This is a genomic window from Pseudomonas syringae group sp. J248-6, from assembly GCF_032586995.1.
GTDB lineage: Bacteria > Pseudomonadota > Gammaproteobacteria > Pseudomonadales > Pseudomonadaceae > Aquipseudomonas > Aquipseudomonas amygdali.
This window is the reverse complement of sequence record NZ_JAWHOP010000016.1, coordinates 1-12,134: the sequence shown is the minus strand read 5'-3', so window position 1 is coordinate 12,134 and position 12,134 is coordinate 1. Positions and strand designations below refer to the sequence as shown.

At 59.1% G+C, this 12,134-nt stretch carries 14 protein-coding genes and 1 riboswitch; of the genes, 6 read left to right on the top strand and 8 right to left on the bottom strand.

The window, feature by feature from the left end; genetic code table 11:
• Nucleotides 1–148: 148 nt before the first annotated feature.
• Both RYC17_RS19320 and RYC17_RS19315 read right to left on the bottom strand, forming a co-directional pair.
• Nucleotides 149–982 (bottom strand): amino acid ABC transporter permease, encoded by an 834-nt coding sequence (locus RYC17_RS19320; protein WP_058402416.1) that lies wholly within the window; start codon nucleotides 980–982, stop codon nucleotides 149–151.
• The gene (locus RYC17_RS19315; protein ID WP_002552174.1) at nucleotides 979–1,800 is read right to left on the bottom strand and encodes an ABC transporter substrate-binding protein; all 822 of its coding nucleotides are present in this window, start codon (nucleotides 1,798–1,800) and stop codon (nucleotides 979–981) included. Before RYC17_RS19315 ends, RYC17_RS19320 begins: the two co-directional genes overlap by 4 nt.
• Nucleotides 1,801–1,910: 110 nt before the next feature.
• Between RYC17_RS19315 and RYC17_RS19310 the strand changes: the two genes are divergently transcribed.
• A complete protein-coding gene (locus RYC17_RS19310) occupies nucleotides 1,911–2,807 on the top strand; it encodes a homocysteine S-methyltransferase family protein (RefSeq protein ID WP_058402417.1) in 897 nt (298 codons plus the stop codon).
• A gap of 102 nt (nucleotides 2,808–2,909) precedes the next feature.
• Here the strand turns inward: RYC17_RS19310 and mqo are convergent, their stop codons facing one another.
• Both mqo and RYC17_RS19300 read right to left on the bottom strand, forming a co-directional pair.
• The gene (mqo, locus tag RYC17_RS19305) at nucleotides 2,910–4,418 is read right to left on the bottom strand and encodes a malate dehydrogenase (quinone) (RefSeq protein WP_316904138.1); all 1,509 of its coding nucleotides are present in this window, start codon (nucleotides 4,416–4,418) and stop codon (nucleotides 2,910–2,912) included.
• A 721-nt stretch (nucleotides 4,419–5,139) separates the two neighbouring features.
• A complete protein-coding gene (locus tag RYC17_RS19300; RefSeq protein ID WP_122259514.1) occupies nucleotides 5,140–5,373 on the bottom strand; it encodes a hypothetical protein in 234 nt (77 codons plus the stop codon).
• Nucleotides 5,374–5,601: 228 nt separating this feature from the next.
• Between RYC17_RS19300 and RYC17_RS19295 the strand changes: the two genes are divergently transcribed.
• On the top strand, nucleotides 5,602–6,183 hold the full coding sequence (locus RYC17_RS19295; protein WP_002552178.1) for a YajG family lipoprotein: 582 nt from the start codon (nucleotides 5,602–5,604) through the stop codon (nucleotides 6,181–6,183).
• 87 nt (nucleotides 6,184–6,270) lie between these two features.
• Here the strand turns inward: RYC17_RS19295 and RYC17_RS19290 are convergent, their stop codons facing one another.
• Entirely contained in the window at nucleotides 6,271–6,477 is a 207-nt protein-coding gene (locus RYC17_RS19290; protein WP_057413506.1) for a hypothetical protein, read from the bottom strand.
• Between the two features lie 280 nt (nucleotides 6,478–6,757).
• Entirely contained in the window at nucleotides 6,758–7,921 is a 1,164-nt protein-coding gene (locus tag RYC17_RS19285) for a 1-acyl-sn-glycerol-3-phosphate acyltransferase (protein WP_010192881.1), read from the bottom strand.
• A gap of 106 nt (nucleotides 7,922–8,027) precedes the next feature.
• Here RYC17_RS19285 and RYC17_RS19280 point away from each other — a divergent pair, with 106 nt between their 5' ends.
• The 4 genes from RYC17_RS19280 to RYC17_RS19265 all read left to right on the top strand — a co-directional run bounded on the left by RYC17_RS19280 (nucleotide 8,028) and on the right by RYC17_RS19265 (nucleotide 10,130).
• Nucleotides 8,028–8,210, top strand: a complete 183-nt coding sequence (locus RYC17_RS19280) for a CPXCG motif-containing cysteine-rich protein (protein ID WP_002552181.1) — start codon at nucleotides 8,028–8,030, stop codon at nucleotides 8,208–8,210.
• Nucleotides 8,210–8,470: a DUF2007 domain-containing protein gene (locus RYC17_RS19275; RefSeq protein WP_057421880.1), complete on the top strand. Its 261-nt coding sequence runs from the start codon at nucleotides 8,210–8,212 to the stop codon at nucleotides 8,468–8,470. Before RYC17_RS19280 ends, RYC17_RS19275 begins: the two co-directional genes overlap by 1 nt.
• A gap of 29 nt (nucleotides 8,471–8,499) precedes the next feature.
• The gene (locus tag RYC17_RS19270; RefSeq protein WP_316904136.1) at nucleotides 8,500–9,129 is read left to right on the top strand and encodes an SOS response-associated peptidase; all 630 of its coding nucleotides are present in this window, start codon (nucleotides 8,500–8,502) and stop codon (nucleotides 9,127–9,129) included.
• A gap of 182 nt (nucleotides 9,130–9,311) precedes the next feature.
• On the top strand, nucleotides 9,312–10,130 hold the full coding sequence (locus RYC17_RS19265; RefSeq protein WP_004663924.1) for a M48 family metallopeptidase: 819 nt from the start codon (nucleotides 9,312–9,314) through the stop codon (nucleotides 10,128–10,130).
• A gap of 51 nt (nucleotides 10,131–10,181) precedes the next feature.
• Here RYC17_RS19265 and RYC17_RS19260 read toward each other — a convergent pair whose 3' ends face one another.
• Together RYC17_RS19260 and RYC17_RS19255 are read right to left on the bottom strand one after the other, a co-directional pair.
• Nucleotides 10,182–10,766, bottom strand: a complete 585-nt coding sequence (locus tag RYC17_RS19260) for a TMEM165/GDT1 family protein (protein ID WP_002552184.1) — start codon at nucleotides 10,764–10,766, stop codon at nucleotides 10,182–10,184.
• A 13-nt stretch (nucleotides 10,767–10,779) separates the two neighbouring features.
• Nucleotides 10,780–10,973, bottom strand: a riboswitch (yybP-ykoY riboswitch).
• Nucleotides 10,974–11,012: 39 nt separating this feature from the next.
• On the bottom strand, nucleotides 11,013–12,011 hold the full coding sequence (locus RYC17_RS19255; RefSeq protein WP_058402422.1) for a class I SAM-dependent methyltransferase: 999 nt from the start codon (nucleotides 12,009–12,011) through the stop codon (nucleotides 11,013–11,015).
• Nucleotides 12,012–12,134: the final 123 nt, after the last annotated feature.

Sequence of the window (12,134 nt, the reverse complement as noted above, 5' to 3'; positions counted from 1 at the left end):
CACCGCATTGCCAGGGCTGGACGCAGAGCGTCCGGAACTGCATTCCCACGCGGAGCGTGAGGAACGAGAGGCGTGCGGGAGAACACCTCTCGTGCCAATGCTTCTTGTTACCAGGGCTAGGCGCAGAGCGTGAAGGCGAAAGCTGCCGTTATTTACGCGCCTGATACGCCTTGCCGTAATGCCGTTCCAGCCTGGACTGCAACAGCTCCAGGCCGATCGACATGATCCAGTACAGCACCGCTGCGGTGGTCAGCATTTCGATGTATCGATAGCTGGAGCGGCCATACGATTGAGCCAGAAACATCACCTCCCAGACGCCCATCACTGAAATCAGTGACGAATCCTTGAGCATGGAGATGAACTGGTTGGTGGTCGGCGGAATGATCGTGCGCATGGCCTGGGGCAGGGTGACGCGCCAGAATATCTGCGCAGGGCGCAACGCCAGGGCCAGTGCGGCTTCTCGCTGTCCGGCTGCGACGCCGATGATTCCCGCGCGAAAAATCTCGCTCAGGTAAGCCCCGTAGTTGAGCGACAGCGCAATAACCCCCGCCGCGATTGCGCCGGGCACGATGCCCAGTTGCGGCAAGCCGAGATAGATCAGCAGAATCTGGATCAGCAGCGGCGTGCCGCGAAAGAACGACGCATAAAAGCTGGCGATGCCGAACGCCACTGCACTGCTGGACAGCCTCGCCAGTGCGGTGACAAAACCCAGCAGCACTGAAACCACAATCGAACACAGCGAAACAAACAGCGTCAGTGCAGCGCCCTGAAGAAAGCCGTTGGGAGCCAGGTGCAGGCCGATCAGGTTGGGCAGTTTGTCGAGGATGATCGCAAGCTTCAGATCGAAACTCAGAAAGAAGCCGGCGAACAGCACAAACATGACCAGCCAGGTCAGGTACAGCCGCGTACGGAAACCGAAAACTCGCTTGAGCAGGCCTTGATCAGCCTGCTCGGGTGGGCGCTGGGGCTGGAAAGAAGTCATTTGCTGATATCAGCACCGATCCACTTTTGCGACAGCTTGCTCAGCGTGCCGTCTTTCTTGAGTTCGGCGAACACTTCGCGAACCTTGGCGTCCCATTCCGGGTCGTCCTTTTCGATGGCCACGGAGTTGGGTTCTTCGTACAGCGTTTCGCCCGCCAGCTTGAAGCGCTTGTCCTGGTCCAGACGCGGTTTTGCCGTCACCAGATTGGTCAGTATGGCGTCCAGCCGCTTGCCAGCGCCCAGCCCCAGGTCTTGAAACGCCACATTGTCGTTGTCGTACGGGGCAATCTGCACATCGTCGAACGGGTACTGCAGTGGCTTGTCTTCCGCACCATCGATGACCAGATTCTTGTTCAGGTAGCTTTCGTAGCTCGAGGCGCTGGTCAGGCCGACTTTCTTGCCGCTCAGGTCCTTGGCCGAATGAATGCGATCATCCGAGGCATTGACCACAATCACCGCAGGCGATGCGTAATACTCGACCGGGAAGTTGAAGACTTCAGCGCGTGCCTTGCTCGGGGTCATCGAGCACACGCAGATGTCGTAACGGCCGCTCCAGTGGCCTGCGGCGATGACATCCCAGGAGGGCGTTTCGAGGCGCAACTTGACGCCCAGCTTTTGCGCCACGGCCTTGGCGACATCCACGTCGAAACCGTCGAGTTCGTTCTTGTCATTCAGGAAAGAGAAGGGCGGGTAACTTTCCATCAGGACGTTGACCAGCTCTTTGTTTTTCTGCACGCGATCCAGCGTGGCACCGGCCAGGGCTTGAGTGGAGGCAGCCAGAGTGACCAGGCCAATGCCCAGCAGAGCGCGATAGTTCACAGAAATCCCCTGAAAAAGTGTTTGTAGTTTGATTAAAGGGCCGTATTAAATACGTTATACAAGACTGACTCATAATGAGTTTTTTTCATATACATATAAGCAGATCACATATGACGCAAGGCACAACTGTAATTCTTGATGGCGGCATGGGCCGTGAACTGCAGCGTCGCGGTGCCCCGTTTCGCCAGCCTGAATGGTCGGCTCTGGCATTGAGCGAGGCACCTGAGGCCGTCAGTGCGGTACACGCCGCTTACATCGAAAGCGGCGCTCAGGTCATCACCAGTAACAGCTATGCCGTCGTGCCGTTTCATATTGGCGAAGAGCGCTTTGCCCGCGAAGGTCAGGCATTGGCAGCGCTGGCCGGGCGACTGGCGCGTGAGTCGGCCGACGCTTCTGGCGGTCGTGCAAAGGTGGCAGGTTCCATTCCGCCGCTGTTCGGCTCCTATCGCCCTGACCTGTACAAGCCGGAACTGGCCGCCGATGTTCTGAAACCACTGGTTGCCGGTTTGTCGCCGTACGTCGATCTGTGGCTGGCCGAGACGCAAAGCTGCATTCTTGAAGCGCAAACCATCCGCGCCGGGTTGCCCAATGACGGCAAACCGTTCTGGTTGTCGTTTACTCTTCAGGATGAAGACACCGATGAGGTGCCGCGTTTGCGTTCAGGCGAGCCCGTTGCCGATGCGGCCAAGGCTGCTGCCGGGATGGGCGTTGCGACGCTGCTGTTCAACTGCAGCCAGCCAGAGGTGATTGGTGGTGCAATCGATGCGGCACGCGAGGTGTTCAAAGCCCTGAACGTCGACATTGCCATTGGTGCCTACGCCAACGCTTTCCCGCCGCAACCCAAGGACGCCAAGGCCAACGACGGTCTGGATGAGCTGCGCGAAGACCTTGACCCGCAGGGTTATCAACAGTGGGCGGCAGATTGGGTAACGCGCGGTGCCACACACATCGGCGGCTGCTGCGGGATTGGTCCGGAGCACATCGCTGTATTGTCCAAAAGCCTCTGACTGACATTCGCAACAAAAAGCCCCGTGACTCGGCAGAGTCACGGGGCTTTTTGTTTATACAGCGTTTCAGATGCACAGGGCTTTCATGGCAACGCAATCAGCTCAGGCGAAACTCTGCTCCTGACTGCTTTTCTCGACCAACTCCAGCGCCTCGTCATTCTGGGCGCGGACGCGGTTATACAACTGCGCATCGGTTTCGAGGATCTTTTCCCGAGCCGGGAAAATCTCGTCGAGTTTGGCAGCCCACTCGGTGCGGGTTTTCTCCGGGAAGCAGCGCTCCAGCAGTTCCAGCATGATCGACACGGTGACAGAAGCCCCCGGCGAAGCACCCAGCAGGGCGGCCAGCGAGCCGTCCTTCGCGGACACCAGCTCGGTGCCGAATTGCAGCACGCCGCCTTTTTTCGCGTCTTTCTTGATGATCTGCACGCGCTGACCGGCGATTTCGAGACGCCAGTCTTCGGCTTTCGCTTCCGGATAGAAGCGGCGCAGCGACTCCAGGCGTTGCTCCATCGATTGCATCACTTCGCTGACCAGGTACTTGGTCAGGTCCATGTTGTCGCGGGCCACTGCCAGCATCGGTTTGATGTTGGCGACACGAACCGATAGCGGCAAGTCCAGAAACGAGCCGTGTTTCAGGAACTTGGTGGTGAAGCCGGCATACGGTCCGAACAGCAGGGATTTCTTGCCATCGACCACGCGGGTGTCCAGGTGCGGCACGGACATTGGCGGCGAACCCACGGCGGCCTGGCTGTAGACCTTGGCCTGGTGATGCTTGACCACTTCCGGGTTGTCGCAACGCAGCCACTGACCGCTGACCGGAAAGCCGCCAAAACCCTTGCTTTCTTCGATGCCCGACAACTGCAACAGCGGCAACGCTGCGCCACCGGCACCGAGGAACACGAATTTGGCATCTATCTCACGCGTGCCGCCGCCATTCACGTCCTTGACGCTGACGGTCCAGCCAGCGCCGTTGCGGGTCAGGTTGGTGACCCGGCTGCGGTACTTGATCTGTGTGCCTGGAGCACTGGTCAGATGGCCGAGCAGTTGATTGGTCAGTGCGCCAAAATTGACGTCGGTGCCGTTCATCATGCGTGTTGCGGCAATTCTTTCATCAGCCGGCCGCCCAGGCATCATCAGCGGCATCCACTCGGCCAGCTTTGCCTTGTCTTCGGTGTATTCCATCGACGAGAAGGCGTGATGCTTGCTCATGGCTTCAAAACGGGTCTTGAGGAACGAGATACCGTTTTCGCCTTGCACAAAGCTCAGGTGCGGGACCGGATTGATGAAGGAACGGGCTGAACCGAAGGTGCCTTTGCGCGCCAGGTAAGCCCAGAACTGTTTCGAGACTTCGAACTGGGTGTTGATGTGCACCGCTTTCTTGATGTCGATGGAGCCATCAGCCGCAGGCGGCGTGTAGTTCAGCTCGCAAAGACCAGCGTGGCCGGTACCGGCGTTGTTCCACGGGTTGGAACTCTCCGCAGCACCGGAGTCCATCAGCTCAACGACTTCCAGCTTGAGGCCGGGGTCGAGCTCCTTGAGCAATACCGCCAGAGTGGCACTCATGATGCCCGCTCCGACCAGTACTACGTCGACTGCTTCGTTATGCGCCATTAACGCGTCTCCAAAATCTGCAGCACCAAATTGACGGCATACGATCCTGAGGCTGGTTGCCAGGTGTTCGGGGTCTGGATCAAAAGGGTGCCCTCGCTTTCCTGGCCAGGATCGCCTGACCGATTCTTCGCAATTTTCCGCATTTAAAGCGCAGGTCCCGGTCAGGCCCGGTCATGGTTCATCAATGTTTCATGAACGCATTTCCAGGCCCGCAAGGCCATTCGACCATCGTCAGGGAACCCATCGCCCGATGGGCTCCTGTCGATGGCGTCAGGCTCCGGTGATGGAGGCGCAGTCGCGGTCAGTCCTGTTCAAGAGAGCCGGTTCAGAGGCTGATGGTGCATTTACAAACGCGTACCTATTCATTTGCTCGCCACACTCTTGTGAAGTAGTGAAACCCGTTTTTCACGTCCTTTTGGGAACGTGAACCAAACCTCAAAATGGCTGCGATGACAGCGCTGGCAGGTCAGGGGCACCAAGAGTGAGGCGCTGGCGGGCGAGAAAGGTTCGATACGATTCGAGCATTCTTCACCTTTCATCGAGCACACTCGTGCGCACATGACCTGTGTGGGCGGCTCTCTGTGGGCAGTACGAAGGCGCTAATACGGTGATTAGCAATGCTGCGAGGCCCGATCAGGAGACGTCCTTATAATCGGGGGGAGATTATAGCGATGAAATGGCAGGAATTGATCGCTTTAAATGACTTTTATTCGCTGTCGGGTCAGGCGGTGAGCAACTGGCCGCGCGTTGAACGTGCGCTGTGCTGTGTCACCCGGGCGCTGGCGGGCAGTGGCTGGTTCAGCCAGGCAAGTCGTTGCTCGGTCACTTCCACCCACTCGACGCCAGACGGGCGTTGCGCACAATGCTTGAACGCGCAGCAAATGCCTGCCTGATCAATGCGTGCGTAATAGCGATGCTGGTGGCGTGCGGTGAACAGAGACCGGAACAGATTCATGGCGCAGCTCCTGTGACGTGGATGAGCGTCTGTGCGATGAGGGCGAGTCTGCCAACTGGATGTGACGCCCTGATTACATTGCGCTGCACGAATCATTGCCTAAGCTGCTGCCTGAACCCCGAGACGTGCCGAATGTCCGAGGCTTAACGGTCAGCGCCCTCTGGTTAGCGGCTGTTGCTGGCCGCTATACTGCGGCACATTCAGTGTCTGGCCCATGGAGAAATGAGCATGCTGCGTCGCATTTTGTTCGGTTTGCTTGCTGTAAGCAGTTTGACCCTGGTGGGCTGTGCCCACAGTCCGCAACAACTCAGCCCCACTCCCAAGCTCAACGCGCAGCTTGCGGCCGTAGGGCGTGGTCAGCCTGTGGTGGTGCGCGTAGTCGACGGCCGTCCTGGGCCGACGCTGGGCACGCGTGGCGGCATGTACCCGGAAACCAGCGCCATCAGCGTCAACGGTGCGGATATCGTTCCCAAGCTCCAGGCTCAGGCCGAGGCGGCAGTACGCCTGTTGGGCTTTACGCCGACTCAGGGTGGCAACGCTCCGCAGTTGACCGTGACCCTGGCAGACTTGAAGTACCAGTCGCCCAAAGAAGGTCTGTACGTGACTGAAGCCACCATCAGCTCGACGTTCCGCGCTGACGTACGCAATAACGGTCGCAGCTACAGTGGCCGTTACGCCGCATCGCTGGATCAGCGTTTCGGCATGGCCCCGAACCAGGAAACCAACACCAAGCTGGTGAGTGATGTGTTGAGCGATGCACTGACCCGCGTCTTCCAGGACCCGACCATCGGTTCGACCCTGGCGCAGTAATCCCCGCAGCGAAAAAAAGCCCGGCCCTTGTTGAGGGGGCCGGGCTTTTTGCTTTATTCGGTATAGGCCGTGAGGTCGTTGTCAGGCTCAGGCTGCCTGCTGATAAAAATCCAGAAAACTGAAACCGGTGTCCTGATCCATATCCGGCAGGTCATGATGAACGTGCCCGCCCAGTGCGCAATAGACCAGCCAATGGCGGTCCTGAACGTTGAAGGCCAGACCGTCGATCAACTCCTGCTGTTCATCGCTCTGGGCGATGAGGTAAAGGCGATCCTGATTTTTTGCGTGCAGCATGACAAGCTCCAAAAAGAGGGAAGTCCGTTTCTCGAGGAGCCACACAATGAGGGTGTCACGTTACGCTTGGGTGACAGTGGCAGCGAATTGTCATGCAGGATGTTTCGGGGGCTGCATGAATATGCGGAGCACGGACATGATACGTGCTCTCCCGTACACCTATCGTTCCTCACGCTCCAGCGTAGGAATGCCTTGGGTGACGCTCTGCGTCACGGCGCGCTGACGAGCGTCCAGAACGGCGTACCCACGCGGAGCATGGGCACGATAGACGTTCCGGTTCTTAAAGCGCCAACCCGGCCTTGACCCGATATTGGTTGCGTACCGGTGTCGCGTACTGCTGAATCAGGTAAGGGCGATGCTCGGTCGGCACGCCTGCCAGGCGGCCTTCCCATTCATCTTTGGCGCGTTCGAGTTCGTCGGCCGCAAACACTGCGGACGCTGGCGGTACGTCGAGGCTCGGGTCGGCGTCGCTCCATTGCGCGTACGCCAGGTAATGCACCGGGAACAGGCGATAGCCGCCTAGAATCTGCCGGTCCATTTCGATAGCCAGCTGCTTGGTGTCCTCGAAGTGCTCGGTGATCGGCGGCGCGAAGTTCACATGCACGCGACCTTTATAACCGGTGATGCCCAGTGCAATGCTCACGTCGTCTTCGCCCGGCGTCTTGGTGTATGAGCCGGTGGTCGCACGAATGTACAGCTCGCGCGCTTTGGCGCTGTCGCACGGATCGTACTCATAGCTGATCGAAACCGGGATCAGGTTCAGCGAACGAATCACGTCGCCAAACGGCTCGTCCTTGCGGCTCATGTGAAACATCTTGAGGATCGCCGACTCGGTGCGGTCGTCACCATCCTTCGCGCGGCCTTCGGCCTGGGCGATCCAGATGGACTGGCAATCCTTGGTGATCGAGTGGTTGATATACGCCGACAGCAATTGGTAAGCCGCCATTTTCTCGCGCCGCCCGATAATCGAACGGTGCACGATGAAGCTCTTGTTCAGGCGCATCAGATCGCTGACAAACGGCTTTTGCAGCAGGTTGTCGCCAATGGCAATGCGCGGAGTTGGCAGGCCTGCGTGGTACACGGCATAGTTGACGAACGCCGGGTCCATGACGATATCGCGGTGGTTGGCCAGAAACAGATAGGCACAACCGGACTTGAGCTGCTCGACGCCGGTGTAGGTGACTCCGTCCGTAGCGCGCTCAATGGTGTGGTCGACGTAATATTCGACTTTGTCCTGCAGCGTGGCGACCGAGTCGATACCGGCAAACTCGCGACGCAGCTTGCGCGCCAGGGTCGGCTGCAGCAGCCAGCCGAATGCGCCCGCCAGGCGGGGAAAACGGAATCGGGTCAGAATTGCGAGAAAGGCTTTGTCGCTCAGCAGGCGTGCCAAGACGGCGGGGACTTCTGCATCGTTGTACGGTCGGATGGCATCAAATTCGCCCATCATGCTCTCTTGTTGGAATCGGATAGGGTAAAAAGAAGACGTACTTGTTAAAACAGCCTTCTGAAGAATGGGGCAATTATACGCATAACTGATCCCGGAGACCGTGATGCAGGAATTACAGAGTTACGACTGCCCTTATTGCGGCGAGCCTGTCGAGGCCGTACTGGACCTGTCCGGTGGCGATCAACAGTACATTGAAGACTGTCCGGTCTGTTGCCGCCCGATCATTTTCGACCTGCAGACCGACGGCGAAGACTGGAACCTGGATGTTCGCAGCGAGAACGAGTGATGCAAAAGATCTACGAGCCCGAGAACCTCATGGAGGCAGAGTTGCTGCTGGCAATGCTCGCCAGTGAAGGCATCAAGGCGCATCTGGCCGGTCGCGACCTGCTCGGTGCGATGGGCGAGCTGCCGGGGCTGGGGCTTCTGGCGCTCAAGGTCGACGATGCACAGGTCGAACGGGCACGCGAGCTGATCACTGCGTACAATAGCGCTTCGCCCTTGTCTGGCGATGAGCCGGACGACTTCCCCGATGTACTGGTGTGCTGAGCACCTTCAATAGAGTCTGATTAGCCCCCATGTGTGGACGCTTCGCCCTGTTTCGCTGGACCCCTGCCTTTGCCGCATTGCCCGGTTTTCCCTCCGATCAGCAGGCGCAATGGAATATTTCGCCAGCCGACTGGGTGTTGATCATGCGTGCCGCCGAAAACGAGGGCGGTATCGAACTGGTGCGTGCGCGCTGGGGTTTGACCCCGGCCTGGCTCACCGATCTGTCGAAAACGCCTGCCCATGCACGCGCCGAAACCGTGGCCGAGCAACCCATGTTTCGTGATGCCTTTACCCATCGCCGCTGCCTGCTGCCCGCCAACGGCTTTTACGAGTGGCGCGGCACGCTGCGCAAGCGTCCGTTCTGGCTGACGCCGGGGGAGGGGGCTGCGCTGTTTTTTGCGGCAATATGGGAAGCGTATCCGGTGCAGGGGCATACGTACCTGAGCGTCGCGGTGGTCACCCAGGCGGCTGCGACCCAGCGTCGGCCATTGATTCTGGATGCCAAGGGCCAGAAAGACTGGCTGGCCGCCGACACACCGCTGCCGACCCTGCAAGCGTTGCTGGCAGCTCCGCAGACCGCGTTGCGAGAGCGACCACTGGCCAATCTGGTCAACGATCCGAAGCTCAATGCACCTGAGTGTCTGACGCCATTGAGTTAGGCGGGCAGGGATAAGACCGATGAATCAGACAAATCCGATATCCGCCTTGAGGCGCATCTGATACAAACTGGACATACCTGCGGGAACCATCCACTTCTGTCAAAGACCAAGATGCCAGTTGGCCGGTATCTGGCGCAGAGGTCTGCCCCGCAATGGCCGTTTCAAAAACAAGGAGATTCACCATGCGTCAGTCATTTGCCCTCTGTGCCTTGAGCGCTGCGTTGCTGCTCGGCGGGTGTCAGGCAGTCAATACCACCAGTGGTGACTCGGTTGGTGTGGAGCGCAAGCAGTACATGTTCAGCATGCTCTCCACCGATGAAGTCAACAAAATGTACGCCCAGTCCTATCAGCAGACCGTTGGCGAAGCGACCAGCAAAGGTGTGCTGGATACCACCAGCGCGAACGCCAAACGCGTTCACGCAATCGCTGATCGGCTGATCGCCCAGGCCCCGAAACTGCGTCCTGATTCGGCTCAATGGCAGTGGGAAGTCAATCTGATCAAAAGTGACGAACTGAACGCCAACTGTGGTCCGGGCGGCAAGATCTTCGTTTACACCGGTCTGATCGACACCCTCAAACTGAGTGACGATGAAATCGCTGCGGTCATGGGCCACGAGATCGCCCATGCCTTGCGCGAGCACGGGCGTGAGGCGATGTCCAAGGCTTACGGTGTGGCGATGGCCAAGCAGGGGGCGGGTGCCTTTCTGGGGCTTGGGCAAGACAGCCTGGCGCTGGCCGACACTGTGGTCAACTACAGCCTGACGCTGCCCAACAGCCGCAGTAATGAAAACGAAGCCGACCTGATTGGCCTGGAGCTGGCCGCCCGTGCGGGTTACAACCCGAATGCGGCGATTACCCTGTGGCAGAAAATGACTCAGAACTCCGGGGGTTCGCAGCCAGAGTTCATGAGCACTCACCCGGCATCGCAGAGTCGCATTGCTTCGTTGCAGGCCGCGATTCCCAAAGTGATGCCGCTGTATCAGGCAGCCCCCAAATCCTGATCGGCTGAAACACCCGTGGCGTTGCGTGTCTCGCAACGCTACGGGAGTGCATCACACCCAGCCGCTGACTTGCATTGCCTTGTACACCGCCACCAGTGCCAGCACGAAAAACGCACAGGCAGCCAGGCGGCGAATCAGGGTCAGAGGCAATTTCTCGGCGGCGAAATTGCCCGCCAGCACCACCGGCACGTTGGCCAGCAGCATGCCCACCGTGGTGCCCAGAATGACCAGCCACAGATAGGAATACTGCGCCGCCAGCATCACCGTGGCGATCTGCGTCTTGTCACCGATTTCAGCGATGAAGAACGTAATCAGCGTGGTCATGAACGGGCCGAACTTGCGCGCCGTGCTGGCTTCGTCATCGTCCATCTTGTCCGGCACCAGGGTCCACAGCGCGGTGGCCGTGAAACTGGCGGCGAGAATCCAGTGCAGCACTGCGTCTGACAGGAAGCTGCTGAACCATGCACCTACAGCGCCTGCTGCCGCATGGTTGGCCAGGGTTGCGGCGACAATGCCTGCAATGATCGGCCAGGGTTTGCGAAAGCGTGCGGCGAGAATGAGTGCGAGCAATTGCGTCTTGTCACCGATTTCGGCGAGCGCAACCACAGCGGTGGGGATTAAGAATGATTCCAGCATCAGGTTTCCTAAGGGGCGGGTCGACACGGCTATGACACGTACGACCTCCCCGCCCCGGGTAAGGTGTTCGTGTCATAGGTCTTGTCAAACCACCGATCCGTCTGAGCGGATTCCGGGTCGCACGTACCATGGTCTGAGGACCAAGTATGTTGATACGTGCCGGACGAGCATGGCGCTCGTGGGAGACTACTCCCCTAGGACGGAGCGGATTCTGCCTCCGCAAAAACGTTTCGGCAAGTGCTTATTTCAGGAGCGTTTGGCGCTGTAGATTTTAAAACCGCTGCCCTGAGCCCTGACTTCGCACTGCCCGACGTGCTCTTCGATCAGCGGTTGATAACGCAGAAAGTTATTCGCGACAAGGCGCAGTTCGCCGCCTGATTTAAGATGTTGGCGTGCCTTTCTCAGCAGGTTTTCTGTTGCCATGTAGTCGGTATGAACCCCCACATGGAACGGCGGGTTGCTGAGAATTGTGTTCAAGCCCATTGGCGCTGCGTCAATTCCGTCACCGGTCAACACCTGGGCTTGCAGGCCGTTGGCGGCCAGGGTCAGGCGCGAACTTGCGGTTGCGAACGCATCCACGTCCAGCATGATGACGTCGTTGTGCGGGTAGCGACGCTTGACCGCTGCACCGAGTACGCCGGCACCACAGCCGAAGTCGAGCAGGTTGCCGCTCGGCAGCTTGTCGATGTTTTCCAGCAACAGGGCTGAACCACGGTCGAGGCGGCCATGGCTGAACACGCCGGGCAGGCTGACGACGGTAAGCGGGCCGTCCTGCAGGTCGATCTGGTAGGGCTTGGCGAGGCTTTCCAGCGTAACGGCTTGCGGTGCGTTCTCGACAGTGACCTGCCAGAGCTGGCAGTGGCGGGCACTGTCGAGCTTGCGCGCGCGGCCGAAGGGGCTCAGTTGTTTTGCAGCGGCTTCGATTCCGCCACGTTTCTCACCGACCAGAAACAACTCGCGCCCGGCCAGGCGGGAGGCCAGGGCATTGAGCAGGTAGTCGGTCAGATCGCGGGCTTTCGGCAGGAACAGCACGGCGGCTTCGAAGGCGGCCTCTGGCGCTTCAACGCCGAAATCCACACGGCCTTCAAACCGCGCATCCAGCGCGGCCTGGTCACCTGCATGCCAGCACCATCCACGCGCGTCCGGCAGTTTTCCGAGCAGGTCATCGGCGGGCAGCCCGACCAGCAACAGCGAGCCCTGAAACAGCTCGGCCTGACGGAGTAACACTTCACTGCGCGGGTCCATGGAATGGCTCCTGAAAAAGCGCGCAGTCTAACAGCATATGGTTCAGGAGGACGCAGAGCGTCCAGAACGGCATGCGACGCGGAGCGTCGCACGATGATCGAGATGATCGCACGATAGTTGAGA